This is a genomic window from Alteromonas genovensis (assembly GCF_010500895.1).
In the GTDB taxonomy this organism is placed as follows: Bacteria; Pseudomonadota; Gammaproteobacteria; order Enterobacterales; family Alteromonadaceae; genus Alteromonas; species Alteromonas genovensis.
This window is the reverse complement of record NZ_JAAAWO010000004.1, coordinates 100,583-126,059: the sequence shown is the minus strand read 5'-3', so window position 1 is coordinate 126,059 and position 25,477 is coordinate 100,583. Positions and strand designations below refer to the sequence as shown.

Genomic DNA, 25,477 nt, shown 5'->3' with positions numbered 1-25,477 from the left:
TTTATCATATTCAATAGATAAACCTATGGCGCTTTTTGCTAACTTTCGCTTTTTAATGTGATAAAAAGCAGGATTAGTTAGTTCAGGTAGCTGTCAACTTCGCGCTCTGCTTCGTCGCGATTTTTGCCGTATGCCTGTTGTACTTTACCAATTAATTCTTCTCTGCGACCATCAATTTTATCTAGGTCGTCGTCGGTAAGTTTGCCCCATTTCTGTTGCACTTTACCTTTCATTTCCTTCCAATTACCTTCGATACGATCACTGTTCATAATGGTTTCTCCTTATCATAATGAATAAAGCATTTGTTGGCCTTTAGAGTCGACCTGAGTTGCTTACTCAATAGTCAGGGTGCAATTCATAGTCCAATGTATAAAGCACTGAAATTAATGGTTATTTTAAATCTTGGATTACATGGCGCAATATAATTCGTGCAGTAATTACAAGCGCCTGAAAATTCTGCATGAACAGCGAGTGCTCGCTTACCCTGCTTTTAAACTATTAATAAACGCTTCGCTATCGTGCCGCTTTTCTATTTTGTGCTGATCTTCGCTACGACCTTTTTTCCAGTAGCTGCTGATATAAAGCTGTTCGTGAGGCAGTTTTTTCTCGTCTTTCAGCCAGCGTCTTATATTTCGCATATCGCTGAATTCACAGGCTATCCATACGGCGGGTAATTCCTCATGCCACGAAAGTGAAGCCACAACTTCAGGCAAAGGTGCCTTTGTTTCCCATATAACTTCAACGTCATCGGGTTTAGGTATGTTGACGATATCACCCTCACTTTCAACGGTAATAACGGCATAGCCTTTTGTGTTTTTAGGCAGCGCAGCAAGATGATTCTTTATACTTGGCAAAGCGGTCATATCTCCTGCAAGTAAAACCCATTGGTAGGTGTCGCTTAACCCTTTACTGGTTCCTGGGCCTGCCAGCAGTATGGTATCGCCAGGTTTGGCAGAGCCTGCCCATGCTGATGCGGGACCTGTTGCACCATCACTGGCATGTAGCACCATATCAATAGTCATTTCAGGTATTGATGGATTAAAGCTATTTACCGTGTAAGTGCGCATTGCAACTTGGCTTTTATCGACCACAGCCGTAAGCGGTTGGCCTTCAAGGTCAAACATCAACTTAACGTAAGCCCCTGGCGTTGTTGACGGAAATGTACGAAGCGCTTTGCCGCCTAAATGAATTCTTTGGATAGAAGGGGAGATGCGGCTTGTTTTGGTTACTTCTGCAAGGCGCGGACTTGGTTTTGGCATTATTGACTCCTCGATTTAATAATCAGCATAATAGTTGATAATGATTATCATTAACATGTGCAAAATGCGGACAATAAACCTGATCCAATTCGACTTTATAGAAAGCGCTAAAAAAGGAAACAGATAGAAAAAGAGAGGGGATACAAACAGGAAAGGTAGAAAAGAAAAAGGGGCATAACGCCCCTTAGAAAACACAATATCACTTGGAAAACACACACTACATAAAACCGAACACTCAACGACTTCATGTACAAGTAAGAGGGCAAAGTTTAGAAAAGGTTCCGCATTTATTTAACTTTATTTCGCTAATCACATAAATAAGCCAATATTTTCTGAGGTTACGTTAAAAAGTAACGTGCTTAATGGGCTGCCGACCGCCTTATTTTATAGAGTGTGAGTAAAACGACGCATGAAATAAGTGTCATCAATATACTGGCTGCTGCAAATGGCAGTGCAATGTTGACTTGATAGAGCGTTGCAGCCAGTGGCGGGCCTACAATATATCCCATTGCCGTTGTTGCGGTAATTAGACCGGTAATTGATGACTGTTGCGACGGTGAGCAATAGGTTGTCGCTGCTGCAGCAAGTGAGGGATACGCCATGCCCATACCTAAGCCCATAACAGCCATGCCTATGTATGAAACAGCAAAACTCTGTTGAAAATACAAAATTAGATAGCCTAGGGACAATAAAGGAAGGGCTAAGGACATCATGATTTCTTTACTCAATCGCGCCCTTTGCACAATGGTGAACTGAACGGTTAATGACGTGACTGCACTCATCATCATTGCAAACCCAACTAAGCGAGCGGCTTCTACAGGGCTCTTGCCATAAAAATCGATAAAGAAAAAGCCCATGGTTTGCTGCATCATTGCCATAGCTGCAAATACGCATACACAGCTTGCTACAAATACATAGGGAACGCGGGGTGGCTTATCTTCTAAAGCGACCGTAGGCACTTTTTGTTCAGTGGAGTTTTGCGGCGGTAAAACCGGTAATTTATAAAGTACGAGGGCAAATGCCAATAGGGTAAGCACCACTATGCTATAAAGTGGGGCCAAGAGACCAAATCCAACTAGCAAACCTGCGTAGGCCGGCCCTATGATCTGGCCCACATTACTGGCAGATGTTACTTTACTAATTGCACTAACGCGCAGTGCTGGGGCACTAATTGCCACAGCATAGCCAACTGCAGACGGTGGCGTAGCCGACATAATTGTAGACTGCAAGCTTCGGCTTATGAGTAATGCTAAAAATAAACTAGTTCCGCTGATAATGCCTGAAAATCCAGCCATCCACGCACTCGCAAAAGCAAACGTTCCCGCGCTATAGCCTGCCAGACCTATAAGCAGTGTACGCTTGAACCCAACACGTCGCGCTACTCTGCTCCACACATTTGTACCGATAGCAAAAATAAGTGCCGAGCTCGACATGATTGTCGCTATATGAAATTCAGATAAATTCGCTTGCCGGCCCATTGATGGCAGCGTCGCTAGCATTACACTTTGTCCTACCGAGGTGGCAAGCATGGCGCAGAACAACATTCTAAATACGACAGGAGAAGACGAAGAAGGCTGCAAAGTAGTTAACCTAAATAGAGGATATTGCAAAGAGCGTACATAATACCATGAACTCGCTCTCATTCTTTCGAGCAGGCAAAAAAATACCCGCCAAAGGCGGGCAAAAATCAGAGTTGTGTAAAGACCGGGATGGGGCTTGGTGGGGAGAGGGTAGTCGTCTGATGACAACTCATTGATAAAATCGATGACTTTATCAATGTCCTCGTTATGGTCCGGCTGAAGTAACACACATTCTTCAACCAGTCCAAATAGGTAACATTCCTTCGTAGCATGCGACATCAATGTCGAAACTTTCGATGAGGGTACTGACAATCTTAGTTATTTTCCGTATTAACCAAGGTTGCTGCATCCTGCTCAGTTTGCTGGTTTTATTCCAACCCAACCGCATCATCGATGAGTAATGCAACGTAAAACAATTTCCTTAAGCGGTGCTGAGTAAATTCCATTTTCCGTGGATGACGCAATCCTTATATCGTGACAATCGTCTTCCATCAAAGCTCGCTATTTCGTAATATGGACTCTCCATTTCAAAAGCCTTCCTGGCTTCACATTACGACTCTTGTTATCCGTTAGTCTAATATATGCTTTATTCGTGCCAAGTGAGTTTTTTCCGTGTTTATTTTTACAAATTATTGTTTTTATTGAGTTTGTTGTTTTTTTTGAGGGCGTTAGGTTCTGGCGTGGCAAGTTGAGTAAAATAGAGAGTGTAAATTTTTCTTAATGTTGTGTTGTTTTTTACACACGGCTTAAGCGCATATTACCTTATTCCTTCCGGTTGTTTTAGCTTGGTAGAGAGCGGCATCTACCTTTTCAAGTATTGCAGAAGATGTTGCTTGATTTTGTAATAGGGGAAAACTTAATTGATAAAACGCACCCTAGTCTGTTTATCAAACGTCACAGTCGTTATGCCTCAAAAATATAGGTGTGTGATAGCGTTCGCTTTTTCACACACACCTTTATATCATCCTCGCTTAACCCGCTGTTTTTAAGAATTTGGCGTGCTATGGACTTAGACGATATGGTGCTGTGCTCATCTAATAAAGTATCAAGGGCTTTCATTACATATCTTGGCATAGCCATGGCGTATCACCATTTGCGTTGGACAAATTTCAAACGCCTTAGTAAGCAGGTTTGATCACCCCCATGTTGATTATGTGTTGCGGTTTTTTAGGAGAAACCTTGTTTGAATATTTTTTATGAACTCATAACAGCAGGTGGTGCACTGAGCACTTTAAGCGCTACTTTGCTTATAGTGGCTTCATTTTTTACCTCCTTGATTACAGCATCTCTGGGAATAGGCGGTGGCGTTCTGCTATTAGCTATTCTAGCCTCAACCTTGCCAATAACTGCGCTTATTCCAGTTCATGGCTTGGTTCAGCTTGGCTCAAACGGGAATAGAGCGTTAATGACCCGCACGCATGTCGATAAGCAAATCGTCATGTACTTTAGTTTTGGTGCCTTATTAGGTGGCATTTTGGCATCATTTATTGTTGTGCAGCTTCCTTTGGTGTTTATTCAGTTCGCGGTTTCTGGGTTTATCCTTTTTATGATGTGGGGAAAGAAACCTAAAGCGCATGAACTATCTCCCATTGGGCGCAGCATTGCAGGGTTTATTACCACAATCATCTCAATGTTTGTGGGTGCAACAGGGCCTTTAGTTGCTGCATTTGTTCATCGTAGTGTTGCTGACAAAATGCGTATTACCGCAACACTCGCAACCTGTATGACTATTCAACATGCGTTGAAAGCATTCGTTTTTCTCTTCGTGGGGTTTTCTTTCAGTCAGTGGGGCGGTGTTATTGTTGCCATGATTGCAAGTGGCGCATTAGGTACGTTTGTTGGGTTACGAATGCTCAAACGCGTGCCAAACGAAACCTTCAATTGGTTGTTCAAAGCCGTTATTACCTTACTTGCATTTAGGTTGCTATGGCAGGCGTTACAAAATTTGGCATAGCTTGAAGAAAGAGAATAAGCAGCTAATTTTCCGTTTTTGTTAACACTGCGATTCTACAAAGCGCCTCTTTACGCGAGGCGCTTTATAAAATGCTAGATTAAAACTGATACCGCAGTGAAATTTGCCACTCTCGACCTAGGTTCTGCACAGGCTCTCCTACGGCCATATCTTCTTGCGCTGCGCGATTTACGCCAGCGGTGTGAGGCGCATAAAACTTATCGAAGATATTGTTCACTAGCGTAGTTAGCTGAATCTTGGGATGCAGTTGCCATTGTGCAGAGAGGTGCAGCAGGCAATAGCCGTGTTAGCCGAGCCAATCGTGTTAATGGTTGATGAGCCGTTTGAAGGCCTTGATATTGGAGCCCAAGAGCAGGTGTGCGCTTTGCTAGAAAAAGAGGCTCAGCGTAGATTAGTTATCGTGGCCTCTCATGTGTTGCCCACTGCGCTGTCTATTGATAAGCACGTGGTGTTAGAAGAAGCTAATGTAGAAAACATAGGGTTGCACAAGCGCCAGTTGGCGTAAATTAGTTTGCTTTCTTTGCGGCCACATAATTAGCGTTTAGTTTTATCTAACCTCAAACGACTCGGTAATTTGCTCTAAGGTTTTCCCCTTAGTTTCAGGGAAGTATTTAACGACCAATACTAAGCTTACTAGGGCAAAAATACCGTAGGAGAAAAAGGTCGCCGCAGCGCCTAAATTCATTAATTCCCAAGGAAAAACAAGCTGTACTAAAAAGCTGGTGAGTGAATTAATCACGCCCACAAGAGATATGGCGATAGCCCGGGTTTGATTAGGGAATATCTCCGCTAGCATGGCCCACATTACAGGGCCAAGGGATACAGCAAAAGACGCCACGAAGGCAATAATGCCAAATAGCACTAAGGGCGCGTTCATAGTAATACTGCTGTTGAGTATATTCTGCTGATGGGTGTCATATTCAGCGGTAGTCAGCGTAGCCTGCAGACTCTGTTTAAAGGTGACATCTGAGTAGTACACCACATCTTTTATCTCTGTGAGCTTGGCAGCAAGCTGCTGGTCTGTTTGCTGAATTGCTGCAATATCGCTGCTGTCAATTTCATACACTGCCTGTTTAAAGCCGTAGGCACATACCGTCATGCTAATAGCAACACCGCAAAGGCCAATAACAAGCAGCGGCTTTCTGCCCCATTTATCGATGGTTAACATGGCAACCACGGTAAAAGCAACGTTCACCAGGCCAATCCAAACCGCTTGCATAAATGCGGCGTCGGTACCCACACCACTTTGTTCAAAAATAGTGGGGGCGTAAAAGAAAATGACGTTGATGCCAGTAATTTGTTGAGCAATGGCGATGGTAATACCAATAAACAATGGATAACGCATCGATTTAACGGTGAGAGAGCCAAGTCGCTCTTTTAACGACCAGCTCTTTTCTGACAGCGATGAGTAAATTTCATCAAGCTGCATTTTTGCTTCACGTGGGTCGAAAAGCGCAGATATTGACAGCTTGGCTTCGTCGGTTTTTCCTTTCAGCATGAGCCAGCGAGGACTTTTAGGTACAAAGAAAAGCAGGGTAAACCAGAGCGCAGCGGGAAGGGTTTCAAGTCCTAGCATATAGCGCCAAGTATGGGTATCAATGCCAAGCTCTTGTACCCATGTCAGTTCACTGTTGCTGAGCTGCAAGAAATAATAGTTACTGAAGTAGGAAAGGGCGAATCCAAGAACGATATTCAGTTGGTTCACCGACACCATCTTGCCTCGGTGTTTAGCCGCGCTAATTTCAGAAATATAGACCGGTGCAATAATTAGTGAGCAAAACGCAATACCGCCAATGAAGCGAGCAACAACCAATAGCGCATAGTTTGGTGCCAATGCTGAGCAAATGGCCGAGATGAAATACAGTAGTGCAACTATTATAAGTGATTTACGTCTACCGATAGCGTCACTTATTGCGCCCGCAAACAGCATAGCAAACAATGCGCCAAGGGTAGGAGAGCTTACAACAAAGCCCTGTTGCCAGTCGCTTAAGCCAAATTCAACGTCAATAAAGCCAATGGCGCCAGATATTACACTAGCGTCAAAGCCAAATATAAAGCCCCCAAGGGAGACGATAAGCGTATAGTAAAGCGAGGTAGGCACATTTTTTATCATATTAACGCTTGCTCAGTGAATGTCTTTCAACGACTTCAGGCACAAACAAATGCTCAATAGCGTGGTTTATTTTGGTGTCATAGACATTCTTAAGCACCCAGCGCGCTGCCATTTCGCCAAGGGATTGAATGGGGTTATTGATAGTGGTGAGCTTTGGATATAAATAACGGGAAAACAGCACGTTATCGAATCCCACGATAGACAAATGCTGTGGAATTTCAAGCCCCGCCTCTCGTGCCGCTGTCATTGCGCCAGACGCCATTTCGTCGTTGGCGCAGATAAGGGCGGTAATATCAGGAAAGTGCTGTTTCAAATAATGCATGCCCTCTTGCCCGGATGATTCATGAAAATCACCTTCAAAAATATGGTCGTCTTTTGCTTCAATGCCTGCTTCAGTAAGCGCGCGTCTATGCCCAGCTAGGCGATCGCTCGCATCTTTTTTGAATTTGGGGCCGCTAATGTAACCTATCTCTTTGTGCCCCTGCTGTATTGCTGCTTGGGCGGCTAAATACCCCCCTTTTTCGTTATCAACAACAAAGCAATGATCATCCAGTCCGTCTACTTTTCGGTTAATAACCACAACGGGTAGGTCGGATTTACACAAGGTCGTTAAGTATTCATCTGACACCGCTTCAGCATGCAGTATAAGGGCGTCGCACCGGCGACTTTTCAAAAACTCGATGGCGTCATGCTCACGTTTTTCATCCACGTGGCCGGCAGTAATAATAACGTGTTTACCATACTGCTTTAACGCCTGCTCTACGGTACTCATTAAGTCGCCGAAGTATGAACCGTGAAGTTCAGAAACTAATAGGCCCACACTATTGGTTCTATTAGACGCTAAGGACTGTGCAATGGCATTTGGCTGATAGCCTAATTCAGCCATTGCGGTCTCAACTTTTTTACGGGTGCGGTCGCTTACTTTCGTGTTTCCATTCATAACGCGGGAAACGGTAGCCAGTGAAACGCCTGCTGCTTCTGAAACTTCGTATATAGTTGCCATGGTGTGGGGTACTTATCCTTTTATCCTATCCCGCTAATGTAACATTAACTCTACTGTTGACCAGTTTTTGATAGGCAATACCACTTTGTTTTAAGGTTCTTTTTTGGGTGCTGTAGTCTACATACACAATGCCAAATCGTTTTGTATAGCCAAGTGCCCACTCAAAATTATCCATCAGGCTCCACGCGAAATACCCTTTAATATCCACACCTGCTTTAACGGCATTGTGTACGGCGTTGAGATGGGAGTTGAAATAGTCAACGCGGTCGCTGTCAGCAACTTCACCCTCTACCATTTCATCATCCATGGCGGCGCCGTTTTCGGTAATGTAAATGGGTGGCAGTGAATATCGCTGGTGCAAATCTATTAACAGCTCAGTAAAGGCATCGGGGGTAATTTCCCAGCCCATGGCAGTTAAAGGCACATCCTCAGGTTCTTGTACGTCGAACCAACCATTTTCTGTGGATTTGTATACGGTGCGTGTATAAAAGTTAATGCCCAAGAAATCTATCGGCTGGGAGATAATGTCCATGTCACCCTCGAGAATATCCGGCTGTTGCTCTACGGGCAGTTGGTCGCACACATCTGGGTAGGTGCCTTCAATAATAGGCTGTAAATACCAACGATTATGGTATTCATCGGCAAGCTTTGCGGCTAACTTATCGGCTGGTGATTCGGTGGCACTGTGACAAGTAGAAAAGTTAAGCACAATACCATTTAAGCTGTTAGGGCATTTCTCGCGAAGCACCTTCATACCCAGACCATGTGCTAACAGCAAATGGTGCGCAGACTTTCTGCCGTTGGCCACGCCGGTTTTGCCCGGTGCGTGAATACCGAGTTCGTAGCCTAGGTACGCTGAGCAAAATGGTTCGTTTAAGGTAGCGTAAGAATACACTTTATCACCTAACGCACTGGCTACTATGTCAGTGTAATGCGCAAAGGCTGTGGCCGTTTCTCTATTTAACCATCCGCCTTTTTCTTCTAAATACTGAGGAAGATCCCAGTGATACAAGGTGACGAATACTTTGATGTTGCGTTTTACTAACTCGTCAACCAAGTTTACGTAAAACTGCATGCCGATATGGTTGATAGTTCCATCGCTGTTAACCACCCTAGGCCATGAGATTGAGAGTCGATATGCATCAACTCCTAACCCTGCGATGAGTGCAACATCTTCCTGCCATTTTTCCACATGTTGACACGCAATATCACCATTGGAGTTGTCTTCAATGGTGTTATTTTGTGAACAAAATGTGTCCCAAATTGAGTCTAGTCGCCCGCTTCTATCCCCCTCTATTTGAAAGCTTGAGGTGGCTACGCCGTATAAAAAGTCCTTTGATAACAATAAGGAGTCGGCGGGCAGCGTAATGTTTGGCATTTTCTCATGTCCTAGGCTTAACAAACTTTGATTATAGTTTGTTATTCATAAATCAAAAATAACATGATTTTTACATTGAATTCGGCAACGCTTCATGTAATTATTCACTGAAATGTAAGCGCTTACAAAGAGTGTGTATCTCTATGTAAGCGCTTTCAAATGTTAATTTATCATTAATTACAAAAATAGCAATAGAGGTTATCAGTGGACATACCATCGCAAGCTGAATCGCAACCAATGAACAGTGCGGCGCCAAACGGTAATTATCGTTTTGCTCTCATTTCATTAACAACGTTATTTTTCATGTGGGGCTTTATTACCTGCTTGAATGATATTCTTATTCCTTATTTGAAAGGTGCGTTTAACCTCACTTTTACACAAGCAATGCTTATCCAGTTTTGCTTTTTTAGTGCGTATTTTATTGTCTCGTTACCCGCTGGCGCAATCGTCTCTAGAATTGGTTACCAAAAAGGCATTGTATTGGGGCTTGGCATAGCCTGTTTGGGATGCATATTGTTCTATCCCGCTGCAGAGAACCAAATATATGGTGTATTCCTGCTGGCCTTATTTGTGTTGGCATCCGGTATTACCATTTTACAAGTATCAGCAAATCCGTATGTCACTGCGTTAGGCGACCCTAAAACCGCCTCCTCTCGCCTTACTATGACACAAGCATTTAATTCACTTGGTACCACGGTAGCGCCTTTCTTTGGTTCGTATTTAATGTACGGTGCAACCGGTGAGCACAACGCTGCCACCGCATCGGCCTCTGATGTTCAGATTCCTTACCTTATATTGGCAGCTTCATTGCTGTTGCTTGCCCTCGTATTTTTGTATCTAAAGCTGCCTAAGCTTAATCACACCAGCAGTAATACCGGAATCTTCAAAGGTGGCGCGTGGCAGCACAAGCATCTCGTACTCGGGGCAGTCGGTATCTTTATGTACGTGGGCGCTGAAGTTGCTATTGGTAGTATGTTAGTTAACTACCTTGCCAGCCCCTCGGTTGCCGGTTTAACCGAAGCGAAAGCGTCTAAGTTATTGGCGTATTATTGGGGGGGCGCCATGGTAGGGCGCTTTATCGGTGCATTGATAATGCAAAAAGTGTCTGGTGGTATCGTATTGGCATTTAATTCAGCAATGGCTATCTTTCTCATTGTGCTATCAATATCAACCACGGGACCGCTTGCGTTGTGGACCGTACTTGGTGTGGGTCTGTTCAATTCAATTATGTTTCCTACCATCTTCAGTCTGGCACTTCAGCAGCTTGGTAAGGATACGCCACAGGGCTCAGGCATCTTATGTTTAGCCATTGTGGGCGGCGCTATCATCCCGTTATTCCAGGGTATGTTGGCAGATAGCATCGGAGTGACTATGTCATTCTTGCTACCGGCGTCTTGCTACCTGTATATCGCCTATTACGGTTTGATAGGCAGCCGCGTAACTCAACTGATAAAAGATTAAGGAATCACCATGCGAAATACATTACTCGCTTCAGTCATTGCTGGTGCTTTACTAAGTGGCTGCGCTGAATCTGAAAAAGACGTATCCATTAATAATGTTGATAGTGCTAACCAGAGCAGTTCGCTAAAAGCTGGCTCTGCTTTAAGCGGCGCGGCAGCAATATGGCCTAAACTCGACATAGAAGTAAAACAAGACCCTGCTGTAGAAAAGCAAGTGTCAGATCTTTTATCGAAAATGACGCTTGAGCAAAAAATAGCGCAGATGATCCAACCGGAAATTCGCAATATCACGGTTGAAGAGATGCGTCAGTATGGTTTCGGTTCGTATTTAAATGGGGGCGGTGCCTTTCCAAATAATGATAAGCACGCCACACCGGATGATTGGGTAGCCCTAGCTGAAAAATTATACCAAGCGTCTATCGATGACAGCCTCGACGGCTCTGCAATTCCAACCATGTGGGGCACAGATGCAGTGCACGGTCACAACAATGTAATTGGCGCGACCTTATTTCCTCATAACATTGGTTTAGGGGCTGCAAAAAATCCAGAATTGGTAGAAAAGATAGCCCACATTACAGCAAAAGAAGTCATGGCGACGGGTATCGATTGGGTGTTCGCGCCTACCGTGGCGGTGGTGAGAGATGACCGCTGGGGCCGAACTTATGAAAGTTATTCAGAAGACCCAGCCATTGTACGCGACTATGCGGCATCAGTAGTTAAAGGGCTGCAGGGCGCGGCTGATAAAGATTTTCTCAGTGACCAACGGGTTATCAGTACGGTAAAACACTTTGTGGGTGATGGCGGAACCGTTGGCGGCGACGATCAGGGCGACAATGTAGCTAGCGAACAAGCGTTGTTCGATATTCACGCTCAGGGCTATGTGGGTGGTTTAACCGCAGGCGCTCAATCGGTAATGGCGTCGTTTAACAGTTGGAATGGTGCAAAACTACACGGTCACAAATACCTACTAACTAATGTGTTAAAAGAGCAAATGGGTTTTGACGGCTTCGTCGTTGGAGACTGGAATGGCCACGGCCAGGTTAAAGGCTGCAGCAACGTTGACTGTGCACAAGCGGTTAACGCTGGCTTGGACATTTTTATGGTCCCTAGCGACTGGAAAGGGGTATATGAATCTACCTTAGCCCACGTTAAAGATGGCGTCATTCCCATGTCTCGCATTGATGATGCGGTACGCCGTATTTTGCGAGTAAAAGTGCGTGCGGGCTTGTTTGATAAGCCGAGTCCTGCCAACCGCCCTTTATCTGGCGATCGGTCGCTTATCGGAAACGAAGCGCATCGCGAGGTAGCACGTCAAGCTGTGCGCGAGTCTCTTGTTTTGCTTAAGAACAAGCAGGGCATTCTTCCTTTATCGGGTGCTAAACGCATAGTAGTGGCTGGCGATGCCGCAGACAATATAGGCAAACAGTCTGGTGGTTGGAGTATTACGTGGCAGGGAACGAACAATACCAACGCTGATTTTCCTGGCGGCACATCCATATACGACGGCATCAAGCGTTATGTAGAGGCTGCGGCTGGCGATGTGGTGCTTTCTGTTGATGGTGAAATTGCACAAGGCGGGAACACGCCAGATGTGGCAATTGTAGTCTTTGGCGAAGAGCCTTACGCAGAAGGCCACGGTGACAGAGAGACGCTAATTTATCAGTACGGTACTAAAAAAGACCTAGCGCTTCTTGAGCGCTTCAAGTCACAGGGTATTCCCGTCGTGTCAGTTTTTATCAGCGGTCGCCCTATGTGGGTAAACGCAGAGCTTAACGCATCTGATGCCTTCGTAGCGGCTTGGCTGCCTGGTTCAGAGGGCGCGGCGGTGGCCGATGTGTTATTCGGCAAACAAGACTTTAAAGGTAAGCTTCCTTTCTCATGGCCAGCACAGCCACAGCAAATTGTGAATATTGGCGACGATACCTACGAGCCACTATTGCCATATGGATTTGGCCTCACTTATGCCGACGACAACGTGCTAGCGGATAACTTGAACACCGAGGTCAGCATAAGCAGTGATAACAGTCAGTCTCTTGAAATATTAAACGGTGCGGTGCAGTCGCCTTGGGTGTTGTGGCTTTACTCTGGCGATGAGTCGCTAACGGTTAATGCGAGCACCCATAACGTGGGCGCAATTACCTATCGCACTGTGGATAAAGTCGTTCAGGAAGATGCCCGTAAAGTAACCTTTGATGGCAGTGAGTTTGCCGCCATGCGTTTTGCGAGCAAAAGCTTCTTCCGCGAAGACTTAAGTGCCCAGTTACTTAATAAAGCCGCGCTTACGCTAAACATTAACCCTCATAGTACGGTTGTGGGCTCTCTTACCGTGGGAATGAATTGTGAGGGCGAGGGCGATATGCCAGGTAGCTGCTCTGCACAACTTGATATTAGTGAGCAAGTGAACGCCTTAGAGCAAAACACATGGTCTTCACTCAGTATCGATTTACAGTGTTTTGTGAATGCAGGTATCGACTTTACCGGTCTTGTCGTTCCGTTTGAACTTGGCAGTTCAGGCAAGGCAAGCATCAGCGTTGCAGATATTCAGTTTACGCCTCAGGCTGCTGAAAACGCAGACATTACATGTAAATAAAACCATACGTAAACCATGCAAAAAGCCGCTTTAACTCCGTTGAAGTGGCTTTTTTTTAGCCTGTTTCACGTGTAAAAAATTATAGTGCTGATAATATAAAAATGCGCTACAACAGCCGAGTTTACTGGCTTACTCTCAGTTTCTTTCACTAACCCTCACATCAGCCACGTCTTTTTCATTAAGCATTATTAAAAATTTGACTGCATTACTCGCAAATGCGACTCGTTTCCATTATTATCAGCAATATAAATGGTAACTATTCCTATTAACATTAAAAGACGCATTCAACGCGCAATGTTAATTGTGTAAGTCAAAAAGGGGATCGCCTCTTATTGCGTGCCAGAAACACACATAAAACTTGTAGAACACGTGGAGAATTATAGTGAAATTTAAACTTACGACTATTGCTACAGCCGTAATGTTAAGCCCTGCTGCCCTAGGGGTGGCAATGGAAGATATTGAAAGACTTACCGTTGAAGGAAAGTACCTCTCGGTAAACCAGTCTAACTCTATAAAAAGTCCAACACCTATTCTTGATGTGCCGCAAAGCTTATCTATCATGACGGCAGAAGAAATCACTGCCCGTGGTATTACAAGCGTGGGCCAAATCATCGATTATACCCCTGGGGTAAATACCTCTCAGGGCGAAGGACACCGTGACGCCGTTGTGTTTCGTGGTGTGCGCTCAACCGCCGACTTTTATATAGACGGTAACCGTGACGACGTTCAGTACTACCGTGCGCTGTATAATGTTGAGCAAGTAGAAATTTTACGTGGCCCGAATGCCTTGTTATTTGGGCGTGGCGGTACGGGCGGTATTCTAAACCGCGTTTCTAAGAAAGCGACTATCGATCAGCAGTTTGTAAACTACAACGTATCTGCGAATACTTTCGGTGCTTATAACTTACAGCTTGATACTAACGTCGACACGGGTGAAGATTCTGCAGTAAGAATCAATGCCATGTATGAAAGCTTGGATAACCATCGCGACTTTTTCGATGGCGATCGCTATGGATTTAACCCCACAGCGCGCTTTCAGTTAAGCGATGACACTATTTTAGATTTATCTTATGAATATATCGATCACGAACGTTTTATCGACCGTGGTATTCCTACCGGTGCAAACGGCGAGCCGGTAGAAGCGTTTGAAAACATTGTATTTGGCGACCCTGAAAATAACTATCAAACGCTAGATGCCGATGTGTTTCGTGCCAATATACAACATAACTTTTCTGACAACCTGAAGGGTAACTTTAACGCTTTTTATGGTAACTACGATAAAGTGTATGCCAACTTCTACGCCGCTGATTTTGCGCCAGAAACAAATGTAGTAACACTCGATGGCTATATTGATGAAACTGAGCGTGAAAATCTTATTCTATCGGCAAACTTAGTCGGTGAGTTTGCAACAGGTAGCATTGAGCACACGGTTATTTTCGGTGGCGAATTTATCAACACTGAATCGGACCAAAATCGTTTAAACCCTGTTTTTGATTCAAATGGTGACGACCAGGAAGATTTCCTAGTTAGCCGCCCTTTAAACTTTAGAGGATTAACGGGTACTAACGCCGCTGGCACCACAGTGACAACTGCATTTTCAGCGCTAAACGACGATACTCGCGTAGATTTGGACGTATATTCATTCTACGTACAAGACGAAATTGCCTTATCTGAAAACTTCGATCTTGTATTAGGAGCGCGTTTCGACAGCTTCGATATTGAAGTATTTGATGCACGCCCTGAGGTATTAGAAACCCGCAACCGCACTGATGAAGAAGTATCTCCTCGTGCAGGTTTGGTGTACAAGCCGCAAGAAAATATCTCAATTTATGCGAGCTACAGTGAATCGTTTCTACCACGCAGTGGTGAGCAATATGCCAATATTAACGGCGATGCAGATAGCCTAGACCCAGACACGTTCACTAATCAAGAGATTGGTGTAAAGTGGGATTTCGCCGACAGCATGAGCTTTACAGCGGCGATATTTGAGAATGAGCAAACTTCATTAGATAACGATCCTAACGACCCTGAAGGCTTCATCGAAGTTGATTCTGACGTGTCAGGCTTTGAGCTGCAGCTTCAAGGCTACATTACAGATAAGTGGTTTGTTACTGCCAACTACAGCAACTTAGACGGTGAAAATGCCAGTGGCGTTGAGCTTCGTGAGCTTCCAGAGAACACCATGTCGGTATGGACAACGTACCAGGTAAGTGACGTGTTAGGCTTTGGCGTTGGCGCAACCTATCAAGATGAGAGTTTTGTGGTTACCGCTACCGATTCACCGGTATTACCAAGCTACACGCGTGTGGATGCGTCAGCATACTACGAGCTAAACAACGGCATGCGTTTACAGCTTAATGTGGAAAACTTAACTGACACATTATACTTCCCGAACGCGCACTCTAGACATCAAGCAACCGTTGGTGCGCCAATTAATGCAAGACTGTCTGTTATTGGGTCGTTCTAGCAACTACTGAATAACGCATATAAAAAAGGCCGCTTCATGGGAATGAACCGGCCTTTTTAATAGGGTTTGTCTTAAAAGAGGCGCTCGTCTTAAAAGACGTGCCCCGTGCTAAACATACTTAGAACGTATAGCGAGCACCTAGCGTGTAACGAGGGCCGTATTGACGAGCAAACAAGAACTGCTCTTCAAAACGTCCGTATCCACGTTCGGTTTCATCGTTAATGTTTATCCCTTCAAGGAATACCGTTAGGTGTTCATCAACGTCATAGTTAATGCTTGCATCAACCTGTGCGTAGGTATCAAACTGAGTGGCTGGGTTATCTGATGAGCCCTGAGCTTGACCAATACCCACTACGTAGTCTGAACGCCATGCGTAAGTAACTTTCACAGACAAACCATTTTTCTCGTAGAACACTTGGAAGTTGGCAGAGTCACTAATACCAACTAACGGGTCTTGCTCTTCAAGGTTATATGGGTCGTATTCAACGTCGCCGTCGACTAATGTGGCGTTTGCGCCAAAGCCAAAGCCGGTTTCACCGAAGGTATGTTGAACAGCAAGCTCAATACCTTCTACGGTTTTCGCATCACTAGAGTTACCAGGCTGGGTTGTACGCCATGTAATTAATGGGTCGTCTGCATTAGGAGTTACTACGCCATTTTCATCGGCAAATCCATTATCTACAAAGTAACCATAAATAGCGCTGTCAGTAGCCTGCGTGCCGGCCGCCTCAAGTGCATTTACTGCTTCGTTCCAACGTGGGCCTAAGTAAATATCGTTAAGCCCTTCAAACTGACGGTCTTGACCGGTAGTGGTAATGTAATTTTCTACTGACTTTCTGAATAGACCCACTGACGCATAGCTTGCCTCGTCGTAGTACCATTCAAACGATAAGTCTAAGTTTGATGATTCAAATGGCAGTAGGCTGGTGTTACCTGCTGAGGCCGTACGCGAACCAATTTTAGGGCTGCCGCTAAACGCTAGGCCGCCTTGCAATAGGCCGATAGGCGCGCGGGTAATTGATTTACCCCAAGAGAAACGGGCTACTACGTCATCGGTCACGTCTACTTTCACGTCAAACATAGGAAGCAATACGTCGTATTCGCCTGTGAAGTCTTGTACTTGCAGTCCGTCTTCAAACTGCGTGATCCACTCTGAAGCGGCTACCCAGTTAACTTGTTCTGGAACGCGAACTTCCGCAGAGCTTGGTACTTCAGTTTCCTCATAACGCACACCTGCGTTTATCTGTACGTAGTAGTCGCCAACTTCAAAGTCCCACTCTGTTTGTACGTAAATTGAATCTGTAATTTCTTCAACATTACTGACAGCCGGTGCGCCCATGTAATAGGGGTCTGTAGAGTAGGCATTCGCTTCGCCAACGACATCAGCTGTAATAAATGCTAACTGTCGAGCAATAGCTTCGTCAAAGTCATAGGTGTAGTAATAGCCAGGGTTCATGTTAGCACCGCCGCTACTAAAGGCATCTAGGAAACCGCTGGTGTCGTTGCGTACGAACATGCTGTCTGGGAATATTTGCGTAAACGATGGATTAAAGCCCGGGCCGCCACGCAGTCCGCTCCATGCAGTAAAGCCGCTAAGCGCTTGCTCTGTGCGCGCAACACCAAAGTCTACCTTCATTAATGGAATATCAAAGGCAGAGTTATACCAGGTGCCATCTAGCTGGAATTGCTCAATGTCAGAACGACCAGGTGAGTAAATGAACTGACTAAAGTTAGAGTCTATTTCGCCCGGTGCAATTTCGTTAGTGCCGTTATTCCAGTTTACAAATACTTGAGGAATATCACCTTCGCGGTAATCATACACTTTTGACTGAAGCTGGTTTGAACCAAGAATGATTTGACCAGAGCTACCTAGTCCTTCGTCATATCCATTATCAATCTCGTTGTATGAATCGTGGTAATCCACGGCAAAGTGCCAGTCGTCGCTTACCGTCCAATCTAGATTAATACCGATTGAGCGAGCGTCTACACGGGTGGTATTTCTACTTGCAGTGAATGAACCGTCATCGCCACTAATATCGGCATAAACAGCCGTACCGTTGGCATCGAGTTCGTATTCATTGATGTTAGCGCCAAAGTTATTCCAAATACCCCAACCCACAGTATTAGTGCCCGTGGTAGCGCGAGAAGCGGTGTAGTCTACTGTTGCTGTGAAATCATCAATGGGACGAAACTGGAACGTAACTTGTGCGTTTGAACGTTCGCGCTGTACATCGCTAATGCTGTAGTTCATATCTTTTGGAAAGAAGGCTGCATTGGTGATGTTAGAGCGGTTATCAACCACGTTTTCTGCATCTAATTCAGGTAACGCATCATTTTCTTGCAGCTGCCAACCTTGAATATTAGCGGCCTGCTGTTGAAAATCACGCTCTTGATGAGAAAAAGACACACCAAAACCGAACATATCGTCTGCAAACGTGTTGCTATAAACACCGGCAACTTCTGGTGTTACATCGTCACCTTCTTCGTTTGAGGTATCGTAGATACCCTTTACCGAAAACGATGCGCGCTGCCCAGATTGAGCAAGCGGCTTCATAGTAATGATGTTCACCGTTGCACCTAAACCACCACTTGGGTTCTCTGCGCGAGCGGTTTTTTGTAGCTCTAGCGTGTTTACCCCTTCAGAAGAAAGGTTAGACAAGTTAAATGAACGGGTGAAACCTGTGCCCGGCATTTGACGGCCATTAAGGGTGACTAAGTTAAATTCTGGGCCAAAACCACGTACAGTAATTTCGTTACCTTCGCCGTTGTTACGGCTAATGGTTACACCCGTTATGCGCTGAAGGGCTTCGGCTAAGTTAGTATCTGGAAACTTGCCGAGTTCTTCTGCCGATATTGCATCAACAACACCGCTAGAGCTGCGCTTTAAATCCATAGAGCGGATCATAGAGCCGCGAATACCGCTTACTTGAATAACTTCTACTTCGCCTTCTTCAGGCATTGCTGCCTCTGCTTCTTGCGCGTAGCTAGGCATGGCAAAAGTAGAGCCCAATAAAGTAGAGCCCAATAACAAAGCCATTGACGTGGCAAGCTGGGTCTTTTTAAAAGTTGTGTTTTTCATAATTGCCTACTAATTCTTATCAATTTGATATGCCGCCAGGCTGCTGGCGGCAAATTGCTTTATTACTGAGCTGCTATTTCTACATTATCAACGCGGTATACAGCGCCGTTTCCTGTATCCCAAGTAGGGAACATCATAAGAACGTTGATTGCACTGATATCTAGACCTGCGTTATAAAGTGTTTGCAGCGGGAACGTGTATGTCTGCCACTCGCCTTCAACAGGCTCTACACCTTCAAGGCTTGACGACATTGGCAGCTCTACTGCGGTTGATGCGCCGATAGACTCAATTTTAAATAACCACTGACCTGATGTATCAATAGGCATTGCGCTCACTTTCATTTCAAAGCGAACTACGCCCGTTGAAAGCAATGCCGATGCGTCGTACGACACCTCTTCATCAGCCAAAAAGCCCATCACAGTTGGTGCTTCACCAATTCTGAATTCAGCCACTGTACCGTGCTCAGCGTCGTCTACTTCTTCTGTTGGTGTTGAGCCACCACAGCAATCCCAGATAGACCATTGCTCAGCTGCGGTGTCAGCAAAAATGTTCAAGCCACCAGCAGGCGTCTCGTTGCCGCTGTCAGGGTGGAAGAACTTCGCATTATCAACACGGTATACCGCACCTTCACCCGTACTCCACGCTGGGAATATCATGATGACGTCAATACCGCTTACATCTAGGCCGCGTGATTGAAGGTCTGCAATAGAGAACGTGTAAGTTTGCCATTCACCTTCAACTGGGGCTTGACCTTCTACGCTGTCGGTAAGTGGAAGCTCAACGGCAGTAGCGGCATCATTGGATTCAATTTTGAATACCCAAGTAGAGTCTGGGTTGTTTGGTGCGCTTACAACTCTCATTTCGAACTGCAGTAAACCACCATCAGTAAGTGCAGTGGCGTCAAATGGAGTAGCACCACCGCCATCAATTGAACGAGTGGTAAAGCCCATTACTGTTGGCTCTGCGCCTATACGGAATTCAGCAGTAAGACCGTGCTCTTCATCATCCATTTCTTCAGTTGGTGTTGAACCGCCACAGCAATCCCACATTGGCCAATTTGGATTTTGTCCATCTTCGAAGATAGTAAGCTCAGGGTATGACGCACCGCCTTCTTGTGAAATTTCAACGTTGGCCATGCGATATACCGCACCGCTGCCCGTATCCCATAGTGGGAATACCATGATCACGTCGATGGCACTGGTGTCTAGGCCTGCCTCTGCTAATACACTCAGTGGGAATTCGTACGACTCCCATACGCCTTGTTCAGGTGTGTCGCCTGCAACGTCAGCAGGTCCAACATAGCCATCCGTCAAAGGAAGTTCAGCGAAAGTAGAGCCTTCAGAGCTCTCGACTTTAAACAACCAAGACGTTGTTGCATTGTTTGGTAAGGCAACCGCTTTAAGGTCGAACTTAATGCTGCCTGTTTCTTCCATTGGTGACGCGTCAAACGGTGAAGCTTGACCGTCAGGGTCGGTGATAAACGCTGAACGGCTAATGAAACCCATTACCGTTGGCGCATCGCCAATACTAAATTCAAATACCTGACCTTCATCTGCATCTTCTACGAGTGCGGGTGTAGAACCACCACAGCAATCCCATGCAGGCCAGTTTGGATTAGGTGTACCGTCAAAAATAGTCAGGTTTTGAGCTATTCCAGTAGAAGGTGGAGATGGAATGGGTGCTGCACCTTCAACTAATGCATCTTCAAGTGAGTCGTAACCTGGGCGAACGGTTTCACAGCCTTTACCTGTCAATGGGTCCGACGCACACTCGTATACGCGAACATAGTCAACTTCAAGGCTTTGACCTTCTGCAAATGCGTCGGCATCGATACCGGTTTCATTGACAGATTCAGGCCATGCACCACCAACAGCAAGGTTTAAGATTAGGTAAAACTCTTGATCGAATGGTGCATTGTCCCAGTGTGTTGTTAACTCGCCTGTGCCTTGTTCGAAGTATTCTGCATACCAGCCGCGGTGTGAAAGACCCGTTGCTTCGCCTTTACTGTTTTCACGTACTTCAGAGCGACGCTGAGTGGCATACAGGTAACCATCCATGTACCAGCGGATTTCGCCTTCTTGCCACTCAATGGCATAGGTATGGAAATCGTCGGCAGGGTTAGCGCCGTTTGGTAGCGAATAAGCTTGGCCTGAACTGTCGTTGTTCGGCCACTCTTGACCGTAGTGAAGAGTGCCGTAGATATGATTTTCAGGATTGCCGTCAATGTCTGCTGCTTTGAGGTTAACCGCTTCCATGATGTCGATTTCACCAGAGCGAGGCCATCCACCGTATACTTCATCTGTTGGCATCATCCAAAATGCTGGCCAAGAACCTTGTCCTTCCGGCATTTTTGCTCGCATTTCGATGCGACCGTATTTGAAGTCACCTTTATAACGAGTATTCAGTCGGGCAGAAGTATAGGGCTTTGGTGCACCTTCTTCTGCTGGAAGTGCGACAATATTTAACGTGCCGTCCTCAACAAAGGAGTTGTTCTCACTTTCTGTGTAGCACTGAGCTTCATTGTTGCCACCGCCGGCGCAATCTACTTCGTGGGTCCATTTGTTCTCATCAATGCTTGAACCGTCAAATTCGTCGCTCCATACAAGCTGCCAATCTGACACTGGTGCAGAGGCGTCTACCGCATCTATATCAGTAGATGTGGTGGCGCCGCCCCCGCAGCCAAATAGGGTTGTGACTGACAACGCGGCAGCTATCCGCGTAATGTTAGATGCATGTTTAGTCATTGCTTTCAGCCTTGCTATAAATGTGTTGTTAAGTGTGTCGTTGAGTGTGTAAAAACGACAGCCGCGATGGCTTTTGTATTTTTGAAAGCGCTTACAAAATTAATCGAGCCGTTTTTGGAAGCGCTTACATTTTGCTAACATTAAGGGAGCGCAACGAAAAGATCAATCATCTTTTCAACTTTTTAACATTAAATCCGTTTACGAATTACCATATCGATAACATTTATTGTAAATGCCATCGCTGTTTGGATAGAGCCTTTAACGGTAAGTGTTAAATGTTTTTTACTCTATGCGTATGAATTTAAACATTAAAAGTGGGTTTTAAACAATTCCGTGAAAAAGTACATAGACTGAAAACGAGTGAAGAGCGCAGGTTAAGTGATTGTGTTATCCCAGTTTTGTGAAAATTATGTTTATTGTCACCATCACGAATAGACTAAAGTGTTAACAACACGTTTTTGAGTGGGTTAAATTGCCGTCTTTGTCAAAGATGGGTCGTGAAAATGTGTCTTTGCGACATTGGTTCATGAAATTAATCGACAATGGTGTGTTATATAAGGCGTAAGCAGAGCCTATAGTTAAAACAGCTAGTTGATGTTTAAGCTATGTTTTACTTTATAACCCCGCTGTGAAAACACCTTTATTAGCCTAACTGTAAATGGAAAATTTCACTATGCACCATCATCATGGACATTCTCACTCAGACCATTTGCATAAAGACCATTCCCACAAGGACCATGCAAACGAAGATAGCCAACGGATTGGGTGGGCATTTTGGCTAAATTTCATCTTTACTATAATAGAGTTTATAGGAGGGTGGCTAACAAACAGTGTCGCAATAATGGCTGACGCTGTGCACGATCTAGGTGATTCTTTATCTATTGGGCTAGCATGGTACTTAAGCAAATTAGGTCATAAAGCCGCCACTGAAAAGTATTCCTACGGATTCAAAAGGCTGAGTCTGCTGGGGGCTATGATCAATGGACTAATTTTAATCGTCGGTTCTGTATGGATACTGTTTGAAGCAATTCCCCGGTTATTCGAACCTGAAATGCCTGTCACTGAGGGCATGATAGCATTGGCAATATTGGGCATTGCAGTAAATGGGTTCGCCGCCTACAAACTCAGTGGCGGCCACTCCATGAACGAAAAAGTGCTCAACTGGCATTTGATTGAAGACGTTCTGGGTTGGGTGGCGGTGCTTTTTGTGGCTATTCTACTGCAGTTTGTGCATTGGCCCATTCTAGATCCTATCCTCTCAATTGTTTTCACTCTGTTTATCTCCATCAACGTTGTCCGATATGTCATAAAAACAATGAAGCTGTTCTTACAGGGTGTGCCCGATTATGAAAGTCGTTTAGAAATTCGTAACACGCTGTTAGCGATTTCTCATGTTGAAGAAATTCACCATCTGCACTTTTGGTCTCTTGATGGCGAACAGCATGTATTAACCGCACATTTGGTGATTGAATGTAGCGTTGATACGCAGACACTACTCAAGTTGAAATATGAAGTGGCAAAAAGTCTGGAGCCCTTTCATTTAGCCCACACCACCATAGAGTTTGAATTGCCTGGTGAACCATGCCGAGATGAGAAAGACCACCTCCACAGGCATTCTCATGATAATGCTCATGTGGAAATTGAGAATTAATGGCTACATCGATTAGAAAAACGAATATCGTTTTACAGCGTAATATTTTGAATGATAAGCAAGCTGCCGCTGAACATGAGCATAAGTAAGGCCAGTGACTTTATATATGTTGCAGAGACTTTTGCTGCCAGCAAACGGCCAATACGGGTAAAGAGTAAAACGATGGGAATGGCAAAAAGAGTTGAAAGGACAATGTCGTAAGAGGGCAGCGTACCAAAGGGCACCACAATTAAGCGCATCAGCGACGTTAAGCAGAAAAAAGCGAGCAAGGTAATGCGTATCTCAGTAATTGACCATTGCTGTCTGTAGCATTGAAATACCACGGGGGGGCCAAACGTAGAAAAAAGCCCACCTAGTAGACCGCTCATTGCCCCCGCAACACCAAAACCTATTGAGGGTTCAGAGCGCTCTACAGCGCTGCGTTTAATAACGAGCAGCCCACAACACAGTAAAATCACACTCCCTAACATGATATTGAGCCAGTGGGACATCGACTGAGAGAGGTACTCCAGCAAAATGTATCCCGCAGCCATAAATGGAATTGCAGTGACAAGCAAGATGTTGAAGGCGCGTTTGTTCACATGATGAGTGTTTTTAAAGACCAAGCTAACAGAATTAAATAAACTCAAAAAGCTCACTAAAAACGTTGTCGCAGTTAGCGGCATAATTTCCAGCAGGGTGAAGCTTGAGACAACAATTAAACCAAAGCCAAAACCACTTAGGGTTTGCAACAATGTGGCTACGCCAAGAAGCGCAAACGTTAAAAGAAGTGTCTCAATAACCATGCGAAAGGTTCACCAGTAAATGTAGTTGAGGATGCAAAGACAAAGGCGCTGATATTGGCGTTAGCCCTAACACTAATTGTAACGCGTTTCTGTAAACGAAAGGTGTCACTTATAAGTTTATGTATACCATTGGCCGTAAAACGCTACGCCAACGCAAATTTTATTAAAGGGGTAGGTAAAACGGTCGATAATTTTAAGCACGGTTTTACACTCGTATTCGACTTCAGATTAATAGTCACATCTACGTATTTTCTGTTACTCTGAATAAAACGAATAACAATAATTTTCGGAAAAACATATGTTTGTTTCACGCGGTAAGTATGATGAGAAAGAGGCGTTGGCTAAGCAACTAGAAACGCGTCTGCAAGAAACCCTAGATAGAGTCGCAGTATTAGAAGCTGAAAATACGTCGCTGGCAAACGAAGTTGAACATTTACATGCAGCCTCTGCACAAATGAATGATTCTGTTTTGCTTAAATGCATTATCGATGCGCTTCAGCAAATTGATGGCATTCGAGAATCAGTGCTTGCTGCGTTTCACAATATTGATTCAGAAAATCAGTCTATTGCAGACATTGATAGCCTATTTACACACTCAGCATCGACGCTAAGCAATATCGTCAATGATATGAGTGGCTTGAATGTGCAGATGGGCAGTATGAGTGAGCGTATCTCTGGGCTTTCTACTACCGCTGACAATATTAATAAATTTGTTACTACTATCACCAGTATTTCAGATCAAACGAACTTACTTGCTCTTAACGCCGCTATTGAAGCAGCGCGAGCGGGCGATGCCGGTAGAGGATTTAGTGTTGTTGCTGATGAAGTAAGAGCCCTTGCCACTGAAACGAATAAGTCGGCTACCGAAGTATCTGAATTGGTTAATGGTATTATTCAAAGCACCGCAAAAGCGGTATCTGGCGTTAACGAGTTGCGCGGTAATAATGAAAACTTAGAAGCTGGCATTAATGAACTCAATGGCAGCTACGAGGGTATGGTGGCTCACTGTACCAGCATGAAGTCGACAATTACCAAAGGTTCTTTTAGTACGTTTATTCAAACCGTAAAGCTAGATCATGTGGTTTGGAAAGCAGATGTTTATGCTGTGCTGTGTGGTTACAGCGACAAATCCGTTGCACAATTGTCAGATCATTCAAGCTGCCGTCTTGGTCAGTGGTACAGAGAAAGTGCTAGCAGCAACATAGGCAAGACCGCAGCGTTTAGAGAGCTCGACACTCCCCATGCAGCCGTTCACCAAAGTGGTAAAGCAGCGATAGAAGCAAAATTGGCGGGTGATCACACTAAATCTGATGCTAAGCTTATGGAAATGGAGCAAGCAAGTGGGCGAGTCATGCAACTTCTCGACACGCTAGCCGGTTATTAGCGGTAAGAATGA

18 protein-coding genes are annotated in these 25,477 nt (G+C 44.9%); 7 read left to right on the top strand and 11 right to left on the bottom strand.

What is annotated here, in order from left to right:
* Window positions 1–77: 77 nt before the first annotated feature.
* The 4 genes from GTQ48_RS07150 to GTQ48_RS07135 form a co-directional block, all read right to left on the bottom strand.
* Complete coding sequence (locus GTQ48_RS07150) at window positions 78–269, bottom strand: CsbD family protein (protein WP_032097668.1); 192 nt, start codon at window positions 267–269, stop codon at window positions 78–80.
* 210 nt (window positions 270–479) lie between these two features.
* Window positions 480–1,259, bottom strand: coding sequence for a siderophore-interacting protein (locus GTQ48_RS07145; RefSeq protein ID WP_163105880.1), 780 nt, complete (start codon window positions 1,257–1,259; stop codon window positions 480–482).
* 359 nt (window positions 1,260–1,618) lie between these two features.
* Window positions 1,619–3,118 carry an MFS transporter gene (locus GTQ48_RS07140; RefSeq protein WP_239060035.1) on the bottom strand — a complete coding sequence of 500 codons (1,500 nt, stop codon included), beginning with the start codon at window positions 3,116–3,118 and terminating at the stop codon, window positions 1,619–1,621.
* 624 nt (window positions 3,119–3,742) lie between these two features.
* Window positions 3,743–3,919 (bottom strand): hypothetical protein, encoded by a 177-nt coding sequence (locus GTQ48_RS07135; RefSeq protein ID WP_163105878.1) that lies wholly within the window; start codon window positions 3,917–3,919, stop codon window positions 3,743–3,745.
* A gap of 103 nt (window positions 3,920–4,022) precedes the next feature.
* On the opposite strand from GTQ48_RS07135, the gene GTQ48_RS07130 reads away from it, so the two are divergent.
* Window positions 4,023–4,793, top strand: a complete 771-nt coding sequence (locus tag GTQ48_RS07130) for a sulfite exporter TauE/SafE family protein (protein WP_163105876.1) — start codon at window positions 4,023–4,025, stop codon at window positions 4,791–4,793.
* A gap of 97 nt (window positions 4,794–4,890) precedes the next feature.
* Here GTQ48_RS07130 and GTQ48_RS07125 read toward each other — a convergent pair whose 3' ends face one another.
* Window positions 4,891–5,028, bottom strand: coding sequence for a hypothetical protein (locus GTQ48_RS07125; RefSeq protein ID WP_163105875.1), 138 nt, complete (start codon window positions 5,026–5,028; stop codon window positions 4,891–4,893).
* Between the two features lie 24 nt (window positions 5,029–5,052).
* Between GTQ48_RS07125 and GTQ48_RS07120 the strand changes: the two genes are divergently transcribed.
* A complete protein-coding gene (locus tag GTQ48_RS07120; protein WP_163105873.1) occupies window positions 5,053–5,316 on the top strand; it encodes a hypothetical protein in 264 nt (87 codons plus the stop codon).
* Between the two features lie 42 nt (window positions 5,317–5,358).
* On the opposite strand, the gene GTQ48_RS07115 is transcribed toward GTQ48_RS07120, so the two are convergent.
* From GTQ48_RS07115 to GTQ48_RS07105, 3 genes are read right to left on the bottom strand one after another with little or no spacing between them, the layout of a single operon-like run.
* Window positions 5,359–6,924, bottom strand: a complete 1,566-nt coding sequence (locus GTQ48_RS07115) for a sugar porter family MFS transporter (protein WP_163105872.1) — start codon at window positions 6,922–6,924, stop codon at window positions 5,359–5,361.
* A gap of 1 nt (window position 6,925) precedes the next feature.
* A complete protein-coding gene (locus GTQ48_RS07110) occupies window positions 6,926–7,927 on the bottom strand; it encodes a LacI family DNA-binding transcriptional regulator (protein WP_163105870.1) in 1,002 nt (333 codons plus the stop codon).
* 25 nt (window positions 7,928–7,952) lie between these two features.
* Window positions 7,953–9,305, bottom strand: a complete 1,353-nt coding sequence (locus tag GTQ48_RS07105; RefSeq protein ID WP_163105868.1) for a GH1 family beta-glucosidase — start codon at window positions 9,303–9,305, stop codon at window positions 7,953–7,955.
* A gap of 204 nt (window positions 9,306–9,509) precedes the next feature.
* On the opposite strand from GTQ48_RS07105, the gene GTQ48_RS07100 reads away from it, so the two are divergent.
* The 3 genes from GTQ48_RS07100 to GTQ48_RS07090 all read left to right on the top strand — a co-directional run bounded on the left by GTQ48_RS07100 (window position 9,510) and on the right by GTQ48_RS07090 (window position 15,822).
* Window positions 9,510–10,766 carry a sugar MFS transporter gene (locus tag GTQ48_RS07100; protein WP_420837596.1) on the top strand — a complete coding sequence of 419 codons (1,257 nt, stop codon included), beginning with the start codon at window positions 9,510–9,512 and terminating at the stop codon, window positions 10,764–10,766.
* A 9-nt stretch (window positions 10,767–10,775) separates the two neighbouring features.
* Entirely contained in the window at window positions 10,776–13,355 is a 2,580-nt protein-coding gene (locus GTQ48_RS07095; protein ID WP_163105867.1) for a glycoside hydrolase family 3 protein, read from the top strand.
* A 382-nt stretch (window positions 13,356–13,737) separates the two neighbouring features.
* Window positions 13,738–15,822, top strand: coding sequence for a TonB-dependent siderophore receptor (locus tag GTQ48_RS07090; protein WP_163105865.1), 2,085 nt, complete (start codon window positions 13,738–13,740; stop codon window positions 15,820–15,822).
* Between the two features lie 118 nt (window positions 15,823–15,940).
* On the opposite strand, the gene GTQ48_RS07085 is transcribed toward GTQ48_RS07090, so the two are convergent.
* Window positions 15,941–18,901 (bottom strand): TonB-dependent receptor, encoded by a 2,961-nt coding sequence (locus GTQ48_RS07085; RefSeq protein WP_163105863.1) that lies wholly within the window; start codon window positions 18,899–18,901, stop codon window positions 15,941–15,943.
* Window positions 18,902–18,963: 62 nt separating this feature from the next.
* Window positions 18,964–21,645: a glycoside hydrolase family 16 protein gene (locus GTQ48_RS07080; protein ID WP_163105861.1), complete on the bottom strand. Its 2,682-nt coding sequence runs from the start codon at window positions 21,643–21,645 to the stop codon at window positions 18,964–18,966.
* A gap of 673 nt (window positions 21,646–22,318) precedes the next feature.
* On the opposite strand from GTQ48_RS07080, the gene GTQ48_RS07075 reads away from it, so the two are divergent.
* The gene (locus GTQ48_RS07075; RefSeq protein WP_163105859.1) at window positions 22,319–23,296 is read left to right on the top strand and encodes a cation diffusion facilitator family transporter; all 978 of its coding nucleotides are present in this window, start codon (window positions 22,319–22,321) and stop codon (window positions 23,294–23,296) included.
* A gap of 32 nt (window positions 23,297–23,328) precedes the next feature.
* Here the strand turns inward: GTQ48_RS07075 and GTQ48_RS07070 are convergent, their stop codons facing one another.
* Window positions 23,329–24,081 (bottom strand): sulfite exporter TauE/SafE family protein, encoded by a 753-nt coding sequence (locus tag GTQ48_RS07070; RefSeq protein ID WP_163105858.1) that lies wholly within the window; start codon window positions 24,079–24,081, stop codon window positions 23,329–23,331.
* Between the two features lie 298 nt (window positions 24,082–24,379).
* Between GTQ48_RS07070 and GTQ48_RS07065 the strand changes: the two genes are divergently transcribed.
* A complete protein-coding gene (locus tag GTQ48_RS07065) occupies window positions 24,380–25,465 on the top strand; it encodes a methyl-accepting chemotaxis protein (RefSeq protein ID WP_163105856.1) in 1,086 nt (361 codons plus the stop codon).
* The last annotated feature ends 12 nt before the right edge of the window (window positions 25,466–25,477 follow it).